The sequence below is a fragment of the Actinomadura soli genome, from assembly GCF_005889715.1.
In the GTDB taxonomy this organism is placed as follows: Bacteria; Actinomycetota; Actinomycetes; order Streptosporangiales; family Streptosporangiaceae; genus Spirillospora; species Spirillospora soli.
This window is the reverse complement of record NZ_VCKW01000005.1, coordinates 23,320-38,532: the sequence shown is the minus strand read 5'-3', so window position 1 is coordinate 38,532 and position 15,213 is coordinate 23,320. Positions and strand designations below refer to the sequence as shown.

Below are 15,213 nucleotides of genomic sequence, written 5' to 3'. Positions count from 1 at the left end.
ACCTCGCCACCAGCTTTGCGTTACTCAGGGGTACACTTCAACTACCCAACGGTGAGCGGCGGGCAGGGATCAGGCATAACGGAACGTACCCAAACGGTTTCGCGAAGTTGAGCAAAGGCCGTACCCTCCCTCTCATCACGACCTACACCTGAATCTCCGGACGTAACACCCGGGGGGCGTCCCCCGAGGTCGGGGACGTCCGGTGCCGGGGGCCGACCCCCCGACCTCCCCCCGAGGATGTGATGAAGGACCCGAACAACACGCGGAACACGGCGCCACGCCGTGGCTCCCCGTTGTGGATCTACTTCGTCGTCGTCATCCTGCTCGGCGTCGCCGCGGGCGCCGCCGCGTTCTCCGGGCTGACCGGCGACGACCTGGACGCGCTCGCCGGCACGCCCGTGTTCTGGATCCTCGGCTGCTTCATCATCTTCGGCGAGCTCCGGCCGATCATCACGCCCGGCTCCACCGAGAACAACGGCGCGACGACGTCCACCACCTTCTCGTTCGCGGCGCTGCTGTACGCCGGGCTGCCGATCGCCGCCGCGCTGCAGGCCGCCGCCGTCATCACCTGCGGGATCTTCCGCGGCCGCACCCCGCACCGCATCGCCTTCAACGTCTCCCAGTACACCCTCAGCCTCGCCGCCGCCCAGCTCGTCCTCGCCCTGTTCGGCGACCTCGCCACCCCCACGGACCTGTGGGTCCCGGGCGGCGCCGACCTGCCCGCGATCGCGCTCGCCGGCGCCGTCTACTTCATCTGCAACGACACGCTCGTCGGTTCCGCCGTCGCGCTGCACGAGCGGGTCTCCCTGGTCAAGGCGCTCCGCTGGGACCTCGGCTACCAGGTCCTCGTCCACCTGGCGTTGCTCGGCCTGGCTCCGCTCATGGTCATCGCCATGGACCGGTCCGCCGCCTTCGTGCCGCTGATCGTCCTGCCGTTCATCGCCGTGTACATGAACGCGTCGGTGTCCGTGCGGCGCGAGCACCAGGCCCTGCACGACGGGCTGACCGGGCTCCCGAACCGCAAGCTGCTGATCGTCCGGACGGAGGAGGCCCTTGCCGAAGCGCGGGGCGCGGAGAAACGCAGCGCGGACAGAACGGCCGCGGAGAAAGCGGCCGCGGCGAAACGGGACAGCGCGGAGCAACGGGACAGCAAGGAGAAACGGGACGGCGCGGAGAGAGCCGACGCGGAAGCCCGCGCCGCCGGGATGCTCGGCCCGCGCGCCGCCGCCCTCGGCCCGCGCCGCCGCAAGGCCGCCGACCCGCCGCGGCACCGCGCCGGGCTGTTCCTCCTCGACCTCGACCGGTTCAAGGAGGTCAACGACACCCTCGGGCACCCCACCGGCGACCGCCTCCTGCAGCTCGTCGCGCACCGCCTCACGCACAGCGTCCGCCCCGGCGACCTCGTGGCGCGGCTCGGCGGCGACGAGTTCGCGGTGCTGCTGCCGTCCGTCCGGGACGAGGCCGCCGCCCGCGAGGTCGCCGCCCGGCTCCGCGCCGCGCTCAGCGAGCCCGTCCGGCTGGACGGCATGTCGTTCGACCTGGAGGGCAGCGTCGGCATCGCGCTGTTCCCCGACCACGCGCCCGACTTCGAGCTGCTCCTGCAGCGCGCCGACGTCGCCATGTACAACGCCAAGGAGGCCCGCTCCGGCGTCGAGATCTACTCCCCCCGCAAGGACCGCAACTCCCCGGCCCGGCTCAGCATGCTCGGCGACCTGCGCCGCGCCATCGACCGCTCCGAGCTGGAGCTGTTCTACCAGCCCAAGGTGTCCCTGCGGGACGGCCAGCTCGTCGGCATGGAGGCGCTGCTGCGCTGGCGCCACCCCGACAAGGGCATCCTCGAACCCGTGGCGTTCCTGTCGGTCGCCGAGCAGACGTACCTGATGCGCTCGATCACCCACCACGTCGTCGGGGCGGCGCTCGCGCAGGCCGCCGCCTGGTGGCGCGAGGACCTCACCGTCCAGGTCGCCGTGAACGCCTCAGGACGCGACCTGTTCGACACCGGCCTCACCGAGACGATCGAGGAGGGCCTCCTCGCCCGCGGCCTGCCCGCCGCCGCACTCCAGCTGGAGATCACCGAGCGGATCCTGATGAACGAGCCCGCCTACGCGTCCGACACCGTCGGCGCGCTCGCCGAGCTCGGCATCCCGCTCAGCCTGGACGACTTCGGCACCGGCTACTCCTCGCTCGTCCGGCTCAACCGGCTCCCCGTCGAGGAGATCAAGATCGACTCGTCGTTCGTGGGGCGGCTCACCGAGTCCACCGAGGACGCCGTCATCGTCCGCTCCATCGTCGACCTCGCCCGCACCCTCGGCCTGCGCTCCGTCGCCGAGGGCGTCGAGGACCCGGCCACCGCGCGGATGCTCCGCGAGATGGGCTGCGACGCCGCCCAGGGCTGGCACTTCGGCCGCCCGATGGACGCCGACACGGCCACCGACTGGCTGCGCCGCCACATGCAACGAGCCCCCGAACCCGCCGCGTAGATCACTCAGTAGGGGCGGCGGCGGGTCTCGTAGTCGTAGTCGTAGTACTCCTCGCGCACGTGCGGCGGGGGGCGGCGCTCGATCGCGCGGCGGGCGGAGACGATCCTGATGACGCCGATGACGAGCCCGATCAGGCCGCCGATCATCAGGATCACCCCGACCAGCCGGATGTCGACGCCGCTGAACTCGTAGTCCACCGCGTAGGCCAGAATCGCGCCGATGATGAGCAGGGCGATGCTGCCGCCGATGGTCACGGCGTCCTCCTCTCGTCGTCCGGGGCGGTCGTCACCATGGTTCCCCCCACCGGGATCTGAAACGGCGTGCCGGAGCCGCGGCCGTTTAAACCGGTCGGGCGGAGGCGGGCCCGGCCCATAGGATGGCCGGTGAACCCAACCCATCGCAGGAACGGTTGTTTCTCATGTCCGCCATCACCCGTGACGAGGTGTCGCATCTCGCCCGGCTGTCCCGGCTGGCGCTCGGCGACTCCGAGCTCGACCATCTCGCCGCCCAGCTCGACCAGATCATCTCCGCGGTCGCGCGGGTGCAGGAGGTCGCCGCGGAGGACATCCCGCCCACCTCGCACGCGCTCCCGCTGACCAACGTCTACCGGACGGACGAGATCCGCCCGTGCCTGCCGCCCGAGCAGGCCCTCTCCGGCGCGCCCGCCGCCGAGGAGCAGCGCTTCCGCGTCCCGCGGATCCTGGACGAGGAGGCGTGACGGATGCTGGTCAACAAGAGCGCGGCGGAACTCGGCGCACTGCTCGCCGCGGGTGAGGTGTCGGCGGTCGAGGTGGCCGAGGCCCACCTGGACCGCATCGCCGCCGTCGACGGCCAGGTCAGCGCGTTCCTGCACGTCGACCGCGACACGACGCTGGCGCAGGCCCGCCGGGTGGACGAGCGTCGCGCCGCGGGCGAGGACCTCGGCCCGCTGGCGGGCGTCCCCGTCGCGCACAAGGACGTGTTCACCACCAAGGACATGCCCACCACCGCCGGATCCAAGATCCTTGAGGGGTGGCGGCCGCCGTACGACGCGACCGTGACGGCCCGGCTCCGCGAGGCGGGCCTGGTCATCCTCGGCAAGACGAACATGGACGAGTTCGCGATGGGCTCGTCCACCGAGAACAGCGCCTACTTCCCCTCGCGCAACCCGTGGGACCTGGAGCGCGTGCCGGGCGGGTCGTCCGGCGGGTCGTCCGCCGCCGTCGCCGCGTACGAGGCGCCGCTGTCCACCGGCACCGACACCGGCGGGTCGATCCGGCAGCCCGCCGCCGTCACCGGGATCGTCGGCATGAAGCCCACCTACGGCGGCTCGTCGCGCTACGGCGTGATCGCGTTCGCGTCGTCGCTCGACACGCCGGGCCCGTTCGCCCGCAACGTCCTGGACGCGGCCCTCCTGCACGAGGCGTTCAGCGGCCACGACCCGATGGACTCCACCTCCGTCGGCGAGGCCGTCCCGCCGGTCGTGGAGGCGGCCCGCCGCGCCGACGTCAACGGGCTGCGCGTCGGCGTCGTCAAGGAGTTCGCCGGCGACGGCTACCAGCCGGGCGTGACGGCCCGCTTCAACGAGGCGGTCGAGCTGCTGGAGTCCCTCGGCGCGAAGGTCGTCGAGGTGTCCTGCCCGCACTTCACCTACGCGCTGCCCGCCTACTACCTGATCGCGCCGTCGGAGTGCTCGTCCAACCTGGCCCGCTTCGACGCGATGCGGTACGGCCTGCGCGTCGGCGACGACGGCACCCGCAGCGCCGAGGAGGTCATGGCGCTCACCCGCGCCGAGGGCTTCGGACCCGAGGTGAAGCGCCGCATCATGCTCGGCACGTACGCGCTGTCGTCCGGCTACTACGACGCCTACTACGGCAAGGCGCAGCAGGTCCGCACACTGATCAAGCGCGACTTCGAGGCGGCGTTCGAGCAGGTGGACGTGCTCGTCTCGCCGACCACGCCGACCACCGCGTTCCCGATCGGCGAGCGCGCCGACGACCCGGTCGCGATGTACCTGGCCGACCTGTGCACGATCCCGGCCAACCTCACCGGCAACGCCGCGATCTCCGTCCCGTGCGGGCTGTCCGACGGCCTCCCGGTCGGCCTGCAGATCATGGCCCCCGTCCTCGGCGACGACCGCGTCTACCGCGTCGGCGCCGCCGTCGAGCGGGCCCTCGAAGACCGCTGGAACGGCCCTCTCCTGGCCCAGGCCCCGGAACTCGCGGAGGCGAAATGAGCACCCCGACCTTGATGGACTACGACGAGGCGCTGGCGCGGTTCGAGCCCGTCCTCGGGATCGAGACGCACATCGAGCTGGGTACCGCGTCGAAGATGTTCTGCGGGTGCCCGACCGGGTTCGGGGCCGAGCCGAACACGCAGGTGTGCCCGGTGTGCCTGGGGCTGCCCGGGTCGCTGCCCGTCACCAACCACGCCGCGATCGAGGGCATCATCAAGATCGGTCTCGCGCTGAACTGCGACATCGTGGAGTGGTGCCGGTTCGCCCGGAAGAACTACTTCTATCCGGACATGCCGAAGAACTTCCAGATCTCGCAGTACGACGAGCCGCTGTGCGTGGACGGCCACCTCGAGGTGGACGTCGACGGCGACACCTACCGCATCGAGATCGAGCGCGTCCACATGGAGGAGGACACCGGCAAGTCGCTGCACGTCGGCGGCTCGACCGGGCGCATCCACGGCGCGGAGTACTCGCTGGTCGACTACAACCGGGCGGGCATCCCGCTGGTCGAGATCGTGACCAAGCCGATCGTCGCGACCGGCGACAAGGCGCCGCTCGTGGCCCGCGCCTACGCGACGGAACTGCGCGAGCTGGTGCGGTCGCTGGGCGTGTCGGACGTGCGCATGGAGCAGGGCTCGATGCGCTGCGACGTGAACGTCTCGCTCATGCCCCGCGGCGCGACCGAATGGGGCACGCGGACCGAGACGAAGAACGTGAACTCGCTGCGTTCGGTGGAGCGGGCCGTCCGGTCGGAGATCGAGCGGCAGGGCGGCGTGCTGGCGGACGGCGGCCGCGTCGTCCAGGAGACCCGGCACTTCCACGAGGACACCGGCCGCACCACCAGCGGGCGCAGCAAGGAAGAGGCGCAGGACTACCGCTACTTCCCCGAGCCGGACCTGGTGCCGATGGCGCCGTCCCGCGCGTGGGTGGAGGAGGTGCGCGCCTCGCTGCCCGAGCTTCCGGCCGCGCGGCGCCGCCGCATCCAGCAGGAGTGGGACCTGTCCGACCTGGAGCTGCGGGACGTCGTCAACGCCGGCGCCGTCGACCTGATCGAGGCGACGATCGCGCACGGCAGCGACGCGACGTCCGCGCGGAAGTGGTGGATGAACCAGCTGTCCCGGCAGGCCACCGAGCAGGGCGTCGAGCTGGCCGAGCTGCCCGTCACGCCCGAGCAGGTCGCCCGCGTCCAGGCGATGATCATCGCGGGGGAGCTGAACGACAAGCTGGCCCGCAAGGTCTTCGAGGGCGTCCTCGCCGGTGAGGGCACGCCGGACGAGGTCGTCGCCGCGCGCGGTCTCAAGGTCGTCAGCGACGAGGGGGAGCTCGCGTCCGTCGTCGACCAGGTGATCGCCGACAACGCCGGGGTGGCCGACAAGGTCCGCGCGGGCAAGGTCGCCGCGGCGGGCGCCCTGGTCGGCGCCGTCATGAAGGCGACCCGCGGCCAGGCCGACGCCGGACGGGCGCGCGAGCTGATCCTGGAGAGGCTCGGCGCGTCCTGACCCGCAGGCGGCCGGGCGGACGCGTCAGCGGACGGGGATGCTGAGGATCCTGTCGTCGTCGCGGCCCGGCTCGCCCCGGCCGTCGTGGTTGCTGGTGGCGATCCAGACCGAGCCGTCCGGGGCCCGGACGGCGGCGCGGACGCGGCCGTACTCGGAGTTGTACCGGGCGGCCGGACGGCCCGTCCTGCCGTCGTCGAGCGGGACCTGCCAGACGCGCTCGCCGCGCAGCGCGGCGACCCACAGCGACCCGCCCGCGTAGGCGAGGCCGGACGGGGACGCCTCGCCGGTCGACCAGGTGAGGAGGGGGTCGGTGAACCCGTCGCGGCCGCCGACCCCTTCGACGTCGGGCCAGCCGTAGTTCTTGCCCTTCTCGATCAGGTTGATCTCGTCGAAGCGGTTCTGGCCGAACTCGGTGGCGAACAGGCGGCCCCTGTCGTCCCAGGCGAGGCCCTGGACGTTGCGGTGCCCGTACGTCCAGACGCGGTTGCCGAACGGGTTGCCGGGCGCGGGCTTCCCGTCGGGGGTGACGCGGAGGATCTTGCCGCCGAGGGAGTCCTTGTCCTGGGAGAGCCCCTCGTCGCCGACCTCGCCGGTGGTGATGTAGAGCATCTTGTCGGGGCCGAACTCCAGGCGTCCTCCGTTGTGGTTGAAGCCCTTCGGGATGCCGGTGACGATGGGCTGCGGCGTGCCGAGGCGCCCGTCGAAGGTGGCGCGGACGACACGGTTGTCGGACGCGGCCGTGTAGTACAGGTAGATGAGGCGGTCGGTGGCGTAGGCGGGGGAGACGGCGACGCCCATGAGACCGCCCTCGCCGCCCGGTTCCACACCGGGCACCTTGCCGACCTGCTCCCACTCGCCAGACGGGGTGACCCGCACGAGGTTCGCGCTGTCGCGTTCGGTCACGAGCGCGTCGCCGCCGGGCAGGAACGCGATCGCCCACGGCACCTTCAGCCCGGCGGCGATCCTCCGCGGCTCGCCGGGGCTCCCCGTCCCGGGCGTCGCGGTGGTGGACAGGGGCGGCGGGGTGCGCGCGCCGCCCTTCTCGGACGAGTCCGACGAGCAGGCCGCCAGGAGCACCGCGGCGGTGGCCAGGACGATCGTGTGCAGTCGCATGAGCGCCTCCCGTAGGTAGTACGGATCCGAGCGACCCGCCGTTCCCGCTCGCCTCCGGCGCCCGGCCGGATGCGGTCACTCAGCGTAATGCCGACCGCAGGGGACCATCAGGGACGTTCACCTTTCGGGTGTCCAAAACCGTGATCCGACGAGGTTGTTTGTCGCCGGGAGGACGCTCAGCCTCAATCGCTCCGTGACCTACCGAACGTACATTGAGCGACACGGTGATCCCGTAGTGCAGCAATGTCGCTGATCTTCCGGCGGGCGAGCCGGCGTGGTCCGCCACCGGCCCGCGCCGAATCCCGCGCGGGGCACGATTCAGGGCCTTCCGACCGTTATCCGTGCGGTGAGGGTCGTGAACCCGGCATCTCCCCTGGCGCGTTCGGCGCACGCAGGGACTGGACGCTCCACCGGGGGCAGGAAGGGACACGGCGCGATGAGCGGCGATTACGCCAGGCGGTTGCCGCCGCGTGCGCTGCCGGTCGCCATGGCCGCGGTCGTCGGCGTGCTGTACGCCATCGGATCGTTGCTGGGCTGGGGCGGCCGTGCCTTCATCGCGTGGGCGGAGGTGGGCGCCGCGGGCGCCGCCGCCGTCTCCCTGCTGCTGTCGGCCCGGCGGCCGGACGGCGCCCCCGCGGACGGCGGGCCCGGCGGCCTCTGGCGCGCGGCCTGGCGGTGGTACGGCCTCGCCGCCGCGTCCTGGTTCCTCGGCGCGCTGGGCAGCGCCCTGTGGGACGGCCACACCCGTAGCGCGCTTTCGCTGTCAATACCCGATCTCTTCTACCTGTTCGCCCTGGTGGCGCTGGTCGTCGGCCTCGTCGCGCCGATCAGGCTGCCGCGCGACGCGGGCGCGTGGCTGCGCTACGCCGCCGACACCTATGTCTGCGCCTGCGCCCTGTTCGTCCTCGGCTGGGTCGCCGTTTTCGGAACGCTCTACCACCGGTCGGGGGAGTCGCCCTCCGAGTTCCTGCTCGAGCTGCTCTACCCGCTGATCGACATCGTGTTCATCTGCGGCGCGCTGCCGTTCGTCCTCGGCGCGGCGCGCGGGCACCGCCGGCTCGCCTGGATGGGGTACGGCGCGCTGACGGCCATCGCGGTCGCCGACATCGTGACGACGTTCGCCCGGCTGGACGGCGGCGACCCGTCCGGCGACCCGTCCGACATCCTGCGGCTCGCCGGGCTGCTGCTCCTGCTGCTGGTCCCGTGGACGGGCCCGGCCGCCGAGCCCGACCTGCCGGTCGACGACGTCCCCGAGGGCGAGGCCGCCCCCGCGGAGCGCAGCGGCCGCATGATCGGCCCCGGGCTCGCGCCCGCCGCGGTCGCCGCGGCGGCCGGGCTGTTCATCGCGGGCCACTCGGTCACGGGGGAGAACGGCCTCGAACCCGGCGTCTCGATCACCGCGGGCTCGGCCGCCCTGGTGCTGCTCGCGCGGCTGGCGGGCCTGCTGCGGGAGAACGACGCGCTGCGCCGCGCCGTGGTGACCGGCGAGGAACACTTCCGTGCCCTGTCGGAGAGCATCAACGACGCGGTGCTCATCTGCGACATGGACGCCACCGTCCAGTACGCCAGCGCCGGAGCGCTCCGCACGTACCGCTACACGCCCGACGAGCTGCTCGGCCGTCCGCTGAGCGAGCTCATCCACCCGGAGGACCTGCCGCGCGTCCAGGACGTGTTCACCGAGTTCCTCGACGACGACCCCGCGGCCGGGGACGGCTTCCACGGCGGCTTCCAGGACGCGCTGCGCGTGTCGTTCCGGGTCCGCGCGGCGGACGGCACCTGGCTGCCGACCGAGTCCACGATCTCCCGCTACAGCGGCTCTGACGGCGCGCCCGCGCGGCTGCTGGTCACGACGCGCGACCTCAGCGAGCAGGCGGCGCTGCAGCGGCAGGTCGCGCACCTGACGTTCCACGACGGCCTGACGGGCCTGCCGAACCGGTCCTACTTCGAGGAACGCGTCAGGGAGGTGCTGTCGCGGCACCCGTCCGGCGGCGGGGTCGCGGTCGTGTTCGTCGACCTGGACGGCTTCACGGCGGTGAACGACTCCGACGGGCACGCGGCCGGTGACCAGGTGCTGGCGCAGGCGGCGCGGCGGCTGCGCGCGAACGTCCAGGCGGACGACACGGTGGCGCGCTGGGGCGGCGACGAGTTCGCCGTCCTCGTCCAGCTCCCGCCGGACGACCGTGAGACACGCGCCACAGTCGAGCTGGCCGGGCGCCTGCTGCGGGTTCTTTCGGCCGACCCTTATCAGGTCGGTGACAAGCAGATCGTGCTGACGGCGAGTGTCGGCATCGCGTTCGCGGGCGACGAGGAGGAGCCGGCGGCCGTCGCCTCGGAGGCCGCGGGGCGCAGGCTCCGCCGCACCGCCGCCGACCTGATGCGCAACGGCGACCTGGCGATGGCCCGCGCGAAGGAGCTCGGCGGCGGGCGCGTCGAGGTGTACGCGCCGCACATGCACGCCGACGTCGTCCGGCGCCTTGAGCTCGGCAGCGACCTGCAGCGGGCGCTGGCGGAGGAGCAGTTCGCGGTCGAGTTCCAGCCGGTGGTGGACCTCGCGACGTCCCGGGTGACGGGCGTGGAGGCGCTGCTGCGCTGGTGGCGGGGGAGCGAGTCGGTGCCGCCTGAGGAGTTCATCGGCCCGGCGGAGGAGTCCGGCCTGATGGTCCCGCTCGGCGGCTGGGTGCTGCGGGAGGCGTGCCGCGAGGTCGCCCGGTGGCGCCGGGACTCGTGGGCCGTGGGCCTGTCGGTGAACTTCACCGCCCGGCAGATCGCGGCGCCGCGGTTCGTGGAGTCGGTCGCGGCGGTGCTGGAGGAGACCGGGCTGCCGCCGCACGCGCTGACGCTGGAGGTGCGGGAGGAGGTCCTCGTCGAGGACGCGGGCCAGAACGTGGAACGGCTGGTGGAGCTGCGCGACCTCGGCGTCCGGCTCGCGATCGACGACTTCGGCACCGGATACGCCTCGCTGGCCTACCTCGGCCAGCTGCCCGTCGACATCATCAAGATCGACCCGTCGTTCGTGGCGGGCCTCGGCTCGGACGAGACCCTGACGCTGCTCACCCGGACGATCGTGCGGCTCGGCAGCGACCTGGGCCTGACCGTGGTGGCGGAGGGCATCGAGCGTCCGGAGCAGCTGGAACTGCTGCGCGAGATGGGCTGCCCGCGCGGCCAGGGCTTCCTCGTGGCGCGTCCGATGGCGGCGGAGCGGGTCGAGTCGCTGGTGCGGACGAACCTGGAGGGACGGGCCCTTTCCGGCGACGTCCCGCTGCCCCTTCCGGGCTGACCGCCTTCTCTGGATGTCTCAATATGTGAGACAAAGTGTCCAAGGATTTGACCGGTGGCCCGACATCGGCGAAAGTGGGGCCCGTGCAGAGCAACCTCGCCATTCTCGTAGTACTTGGTCGGCGCGCAGGCTGACCGAGCACCCTGACCTGCGCGCCTCCCCTCGACCGCCCTCGGCGGCGAGGGTTTTTTGTTGCCCGGAGCCCGAACTTTCTCCCCAAGGAAACGCAGAATCATGACGACCGAACAGATGACGGGAGCCCAGGCGCTGGTCCGCGCCCTGGAGAACGTCGGCGTCGACACCGTGTTCGGTATTCCGGGCGGCGCGATCCTCCCGGCGTACGACCCGCTGTTCGACTCCGCGAAACTGCGCCACATCCTCGTCCGGCACGAGCAGGGCGCCGGCCACGCGGCCCAGGGCTACGCGATGGTGACCGGCAAGGTGGGCGTGTGCATGGCCACCAGCGGGCCCGGCGCGACCAACCTCGTGACCGCGATCTCCGACGCCTACATGGACTCGGTGCCGATCGTGGCGATCACCGGCCAGGTGGCGTCGTCGCTGATCGGGACGGACGGCTTCCAGGAGGCCGACATCGCCGGCATCACGATGCCCATCACCAAGCACAACTTCCTGGTGACGCAGGCCGGCGACATCGCCCGGACGATCGCGGAGGCGTTCCACATCGCGGGCACCGGACGCCCTGGACCGGTCCTCGTCGACATCGCGAAGGACGCGCTCCAGGCGACGGTCGACTTCGAGTGGCCGGTCGCGCTGCAGCTTCCCGGGTACCGGCCGGTCACCCGTCCGCACTCCAAGCAGGTCCGCGAGGCGGCGCGGCTGATCGTCCAGGCGCGGCGCCCAGTGCTGTACGTCGGCGGCGGCGTGCTGAAGGCCGGCGCGTCCGCCGAGCTGAAGGTGCTCGCCGAGCTGACCGGCGCGCCCGTCGTCACCACGCTGATGGCCAAGGGCGCGCTGCCCGACAGCCACCCGCTGCACATGGGCATGCCCGGCATGCACGGCGCGGTCGGCGCGGTCGGCGCGCTGCAGCGGTCCGACCTGCTGGTCGCGCTCGGCGCCCGGTTCGACGACCGCGTCACCGGCAAGCTGGACGGGTTCGCGACCGGCGCCAAGATCGTGCACGCCGACATCGACCCGGCGGAGATCTCCAAGAACCGGCACGCCGACGTCCCGATCGTCGGGGACGCCCGCGAGGTCATCGCCGACCTGATCGTCGCCGTGCAGAACGAGCACGAGGCCGGGCGCAAGGGCGACTACGGCGACTGGTGGCGGCAGCTCGACGCGTGGCGCGCGACGTACCCGCTCGGCTACGACACCCCGGACGACGGCTCGCTGTCCCCGCAGTACGTCATCGAGCGCATCGGCCGGATCGCCGGGCCCGACGCCTACTACGTCGCGGGCGTCGGCCAGCACCAGATGTGGGCCGCGCAGTTCATCAAGTACGAGCGGCCCGGCGCGTTCCTGAACTCCGGCGGGGCCGGGACGATGGGCTACGCCGTTCCGGCCGCGATGGGCGCCAAGGTCGGCGCGCCCGGCGCGACGGTGTGGGCGATCGACGGCGACGGCTGCTTCCAGATGACCAACCAGGAGCTGGCGACCTGCGCGATCGAGGGCGTCCCCGTCAAGATCGCCGTGATCAACAACGGGAACCTCGGGATGGTCCGGCAGTGGCAGACGCTCTTCTACGACGGGCGCTACTCCAACACGACCCTGCAGTCCGAGACCGGGCACGCCGCGAAGCGCATCCCCGACTTCGTGAAGCTCGCCGAGGCGTACGGTTGTGTCGGCCTGCGCTGCGAGAAGGCCGAGGACGTGGACGAGGTCATCGCCAAGGCGATGGAGATCAACGACGCGCCCGTCGTGATCGACTTCGTGGTGCACAAGGACGCCATGGTCTGGCCGATGGTCGCGGCCGGCACCACCAACGACGACATCAAGATCGCGCGGGACATGGCGCCCGAGTGGGAGAACGGAGACTGACCCCGATGAGCCTGCACACACTGTCGGTGCTCGTGGAGAACAAGCCCGGCATCCTGGCCCGGGTCGCGGCGCTGTTCTCCCGGCGCGGCTTCAACATCGAGTCGCTCGCGGTCGGCACCACCGAGCATCCGGAGATCTCCCGGATGACGATCGTGGTGAACGTCGAGGACCTGCCGCTCGAGCAGGTCACCAAGCAGCTCAACAAGCTGATCAACGTGCTGAAGATCGTCGAGCTGGACTCGTCGGCGTCCGTCCAGCGCGAGCTGGTGCTGGTGAAGGTGCGCGCCGACGCCGAGACACGCTCGCAGGTGCTGGAGACCGTCCAGCTGTTCCGCGCCAAGGTGGTGGACGTCGCGCCGGACGCCGTCACCATCGAGGCCACCGGCAACCGCGACAAGCTGGACGCGTTCATCAGGGTCCTGGAGCCGTTCGGCATCAAGGAACTGGTGCAGTCGGGCATGGTGGCCATCGGCCGCGGCGCCCGGTCCATCACCGACCGGTCGCTGCGGGCCATCGAGCGCAGCGCGTGACCCGCGCGGGGGCGCACCCCCGCACCTGGGCGAATTCACGAAACCAACGAAAGGCGATAGCACTGTGGCTGAGATGTTCTACGACGACGCCGCCGACCTGAGCGTGATCCAGGGGCGGCACGTGGCGGTCATCGGTTACGGCAGCCAGGGGCACGCGCACGCGCTCTCCCTGCGCGACTCCGGCGTCGACGTGCGGGTCGGGCTCCGGGAGGGGTCGGCCAGCCGGGAGCTGGCGGAGACCGAGGGGCTGCGCGTCGTCACCCCGGCGGAGGCGGCCGAGGAGGCCGACCTGATCATGCTGCTGGCCCCGGACCACCACCACCGGGAGATCTTCGAGAAGGACATCCGCCCGGCGCTCGTCGAGGGCGACGCGCTGTTCTTCGGCCACGGGTTCAGCATCCGGTACGACCTCGTCCAGCCGCCGGAGGGCGTGGACGTGGCGATGGTCGCGCCGAAGGGCCCGGGGCACCTCGTCCGCCGCCAGTTCGTCGCCGGGCGCGGCGTGCCGGTGATCGTGGCCGTGGAGCGGGACCCGTCCGGCAACGCCTGGCCGCTGGCCCTCTCCTACGCCAAGGCGATCGGCGGGCTGCGCGCGGGCGGCATCAAGACGACGTTCACCGAGGAGACCGAGACCGACCTGTTCGGCGAGCAGACGGTGCTGTGCGGCGGCGTCTCCGAGCTGATCAAGACGGGGTTCGAGGTGCTGACCGAGGCCGGCTACCAGCCGGAGGTCGCCTACTTCGAGGTCCTGCACGAGATGAAGCTGATCGTCGACCTGATGTACGAGGGCGGCGTGTCGAAGATGTACTGGTCGGTGTCCGACAACGCCGAGTACGGCGGCTACAGCCGCGGCCCGCGCGTGATCACGCCGGAGACCAAGGCCGCGATGAAGAAGATCCTCGGCGAGATCCAGTCCGGCCAGTACGCCAAGGAGCTGGTGGACGAGTTCGAGGGCGGCCAGAAGCAGTTCGGCAGGTACCGCGAGGAGCTCGCCGGGCACCCGATCGAGAAGACGGGCGCCGAGCTCCGCCCGATGATGAGCTGGCTCAACGACTAACCGTCCTCCAGCCCCCACCCACCACCAATCAACGGACGAGCTGCGCTCGGCTGATCGATGACCGGCGTGTTGCCCTCACGCGAGCCGTGCCAGGGCAACACGCCGCGTTCAGCCGCCGCGGCGCAGGCGGCCGAGCCTGGCGCGGAGCGACGACGGCCGGCCTTCGGTGCCGGTGACGACCAGCGCCAGGTGGCCGCCCTTGGTGAAGTAGACCGTGACGTCCTTGGCGTCGGCGGTGCGGCGCTGCTCGACGGTCTTCACGTCCTCGCCGCGGACCGAGCCGAAGCGGGCCTCGCGCGTCACGCCGAGGCTCGTCGCGGTGACGTGGACGTCCCAGCGCCCCGGCTCGACGACGGCCGGGTCGGCGACGGCCTCGAACGCCCCGGGCCGCTCCTGGCGGGGCTCGGCGAGGAAGCCGTGCTCCCGTCCGGACGTCCGTTCCCGCAGGATGACGTCCACGGCGGTCCGGTTCGTCTCGACGCGCTGCAGGGCCGCGAAGCCGCGGATGCGGATCTTCCTGCTCTGCCAGGTGACGGCGTCCAGGCGGTGGTCGACGCCGACCTCGGTGGTGATGTCGGCGTCCTGCCGGGAGACGCCGCGCAGGTACGGGTACATGGCGTAGATCCGCCCGCCGACCACGACGGCGCCCGCCGGGCCGCCCTCGATCTCGTCGCGGATCAGCCGCTCCAGCTCGTCGCTCAGGCCGTGCTGGACGCAGAACGCCCTGAGCCGGATGGACGCGGGCAGCGCGGCGCGGGCGGCGTCGCTGAGGCCCTCCTCGCCGATGACCCGGCGGGTGCCCTCGACGAGGCGCTCGCGCTGGACGTGGTCGAGGCTCAGGTAGCGGTGGTCGTACACGCGCAGCACGTCGCGCAGGACGCTGATGGTGCAGTCCGAGGTCACGGTCTCTCCTGATGGCCGGGATCACCGGATGGCCGGGATCAATGGTCACGTTAAGCCTCCGAGCCGTTGCGTACAGTGAAATCCCGGTGGTGTGTCGCCCTGGATGCATACTCGGTATTGCCGTAGGGATACGCGGTATGC

The 15,213-nt window shown here is 71.7% G+C and carries 11 protein-coding genes; 8 read left to right on the top strand and 3 right to left on the bottom strand.

Features of this window, described 5'->3' with window-relative positions; genetic code table 11:
• The first annotated feature begins 242 nt into the window (after window positions 1-242).
• Window positions 243-2,480: a putative bifunctional diguanylate cyclase/phosphodiesterase gene (locus ETD83_RS44165; protein ID WP_230420625.1), complete on the top strand. Its 2,238-nt coding sequence runs from the start codon at window positions 243-245 to the stop codon at window positions 2,478-2,480.
• A 5-nt stretch (window positions 2,481-2,485) separates the two neighbouring features.
• Here the strand turns inward: ETD83_RS44165 and ETD83_RS02090 are convergent, their stop codons facing one another.
• Window positions 2,486-2,734 (bottom strand): DUF6458 family protein, encoded by a 249-nt coding sequence (locus tag ETD83_RS02090; RefSeq protein ID WP_138643325.1) that lies wholly within the window; start codon window positions 2,732-2,734, stop codon window positions 2,486-2,488.
• Between the two features lie 164 nt (window positions 2,735-2,898).
• Between ETD83_RS02090 and gatC the strand changes: the two genes are divergently transcribed.
• Genes gatC through gatB form a run of 3 tightly spaced genes read left to right on the top strand, consistent with a single transcriptional unit; the run spans window position 2,899 to window position 6,194 of the window.
• Window positions 2,899-3,198 (top strand): Asp-tRNA(Asn)/Glu-tRNA(Gln) amidotransferase subunit GatC, encoded by a 300-nt coding sequence (gene gatC / locus ETD83_RS02085; RefSeq protein WP_138643324.1) that lies wholly within the window; start codon window positions 2,899-2,901, stop codon window positions 3,196-3,198.
• A gap of 3 nt (window positions 3,199-3,201) precedes the next feature.
• Complete coding sequence (gene gatA / locus ETD83_RS02080; protein WP_138643323.1) at window positions 3,202-4,695, top strand: Asp-tRNA(Asn)/Glu-tRNA(Gln) amidotransferase subunit GatA; 1,494 nt, start codon at window positions 3,202-3,204, stop codon at window positions 4,693-4,695.
• Window positions 4,696-4,709: 14 nt separating this feature from the next.
• Entirely contained in the window at window positions 4,710-6,194 is a 1,485-nt protein-coding gene (gatB, locus tag ETD83_RS02075) for an Asp-tRNA(Asn)/Glu-tRNA(Gln) amidotransferase subunit GatB (protein ID WP_138643349.1), read from the top strand.
• A 24-nt stretch (window positions 6,195-6,218) separates the two neighbouring features.
• On the opposite strand, the gene ETD83_RS02070 is transcribed toward gatB, so the two are convergent.
• Complete coding sequence (locus ETD83_RS02070; protein ID WP_138643322.1) at window positions 6,219-7,307, bottom strand: PQQ-dependent sugar dehydrogenase; 1,089 nt, start codon at window positions 7,305-7,307, stop codon at window positions 6,219-6,221.
• A 436-nt stretch (window positions 7,308-7,743) separates the two neighbouring features.
• Between ETD83_RS02070 and ETD83_RS02065 the strand changes: the two genes are divergently transcribed.
• The 4 genes from ETD83_RS02065 to ilvC all read left to right on the top strand — a co-directional run bounded on the left by ETD83_RS02065 (window position 7,744) and on the right by ilvC (window position 14,169).
• Window positions 7,744-10,584, top strand: a complete 2,841-nt coding sequence (locus ETD83_RS02065) for a putative bifunctional diguanylate cyclase/phosphodiesterase (protein WP_138643321.1) — start codon at window positions 7,744-7,746, stop codon at window positions 10,582-10,584.
• 231 nt (window positions 10,585-10,815) lie between these two features.
• The gene (locus ETD83_RS02060; protein ID WP_268920399.1) at window positions 10,816-12,582 is read left to right on the top strand and encodes an acetolactate synthase large subunit; all 1,767 of its coding nucleotides are present in this window, start codon (window positions 10,816-10,818) and stop codon (window positions 12,580-12,582) included.
• Window positions 12,583-12,587: 5 nt separating this feature from the next.
• Window positions 12,588-13,112 carry an acetolactate synthase small subunit gene (ilvN, locus tag ETD83_RS02055; RefSeq protein WP_131964292.1) on the top strand — a complete coding sequence of 175 codons (525 nt, stop codon included), beginning with the start codon at window positions 12,588-12,590 and terminating at the stop codon, window positions 13,110-13,112.
• 73 nt (window positions 13,113-13,185) lie between these two features.
• Window positions 13,186-14,169, top strand: coding sequence for a ketol-acid reductoisomerase (ilvC, locus tag ETD83_RS02050; RefSeq protein ID WP_138643348.1), 984 nt, complete (start codon window positions 13,186-13,188; stop codon window positions 14,167-14,169).
• Window positions 14,170-14,277: 108 nt separating this feature from the next.
• On the opposite strand, the gene ETD83_RS02045 is transcribed toward ilvC, so the two are convergent.
• Entirely contained in the window at window positions 14,278-15,072 is a 795-nt protein-coding gene (locus ETD83_RS02045) for a hypothetical protein (RefSeq protein ID WP_138643319.1), read from the bottom strand.
• Window positions 15,073-15,213: the final 141 nt, after the last annotated feature.

Coding starts and splice junctions, on each gene's coding strand:
- gatC (WP_138643324.1), top strand. CDS start 2,899: ATGTCCGCCATCACCCGTGACGAGGTGTCGCATCTCGCCCGGCTGTCC.
- gatA (WP_138643323.1), top strand. CDS start 3,202: ATGCTGGTCAACAAGAGCGCGGCGGAACTCGGCGCACTGCTCGCCGCG.
- gatB (WP_138643349.1), top strand. CDS start 4,710: ATGGACTACGACGAGGCGCTGGCGCGGTTCGAGCCCGTCCTCGGGATC.
- ilvC (WP_138643348.1), top strand. CDS start 13,186: ATGTTCTACGACGACGCCGCCGACCTGAGCGTGATCCAGGGGCGGCAC.
- ilvN (WP_131964292.1), top strand. CDS start 12,588: ATGAGCCTGCACACACTGTCGGTGCTCGTGGAGAACAAGCCCGGCATC.
- ETD83_RS44165 (WP_230420625.1), top strand. CDS start 243: ATGAAGGACCCGAACAACACGCGGAACACGGCGCCACGCCGTGGCTCC.
- ETD83_RS02070 (WP_138643322.1), bottom strand. CDS start 7,307: ATGCGACTGCACACGATCGTCCTGGCCACCGCCGCGGTGCTCCTGGCG.
- ETD83_RS02065 (WP_138643321.1), top strand. CDS start 7,744: ATGAGCGGCGATTACGCCAGGCGGTTGCCGCCGCGTGCGCTGCCGGTC.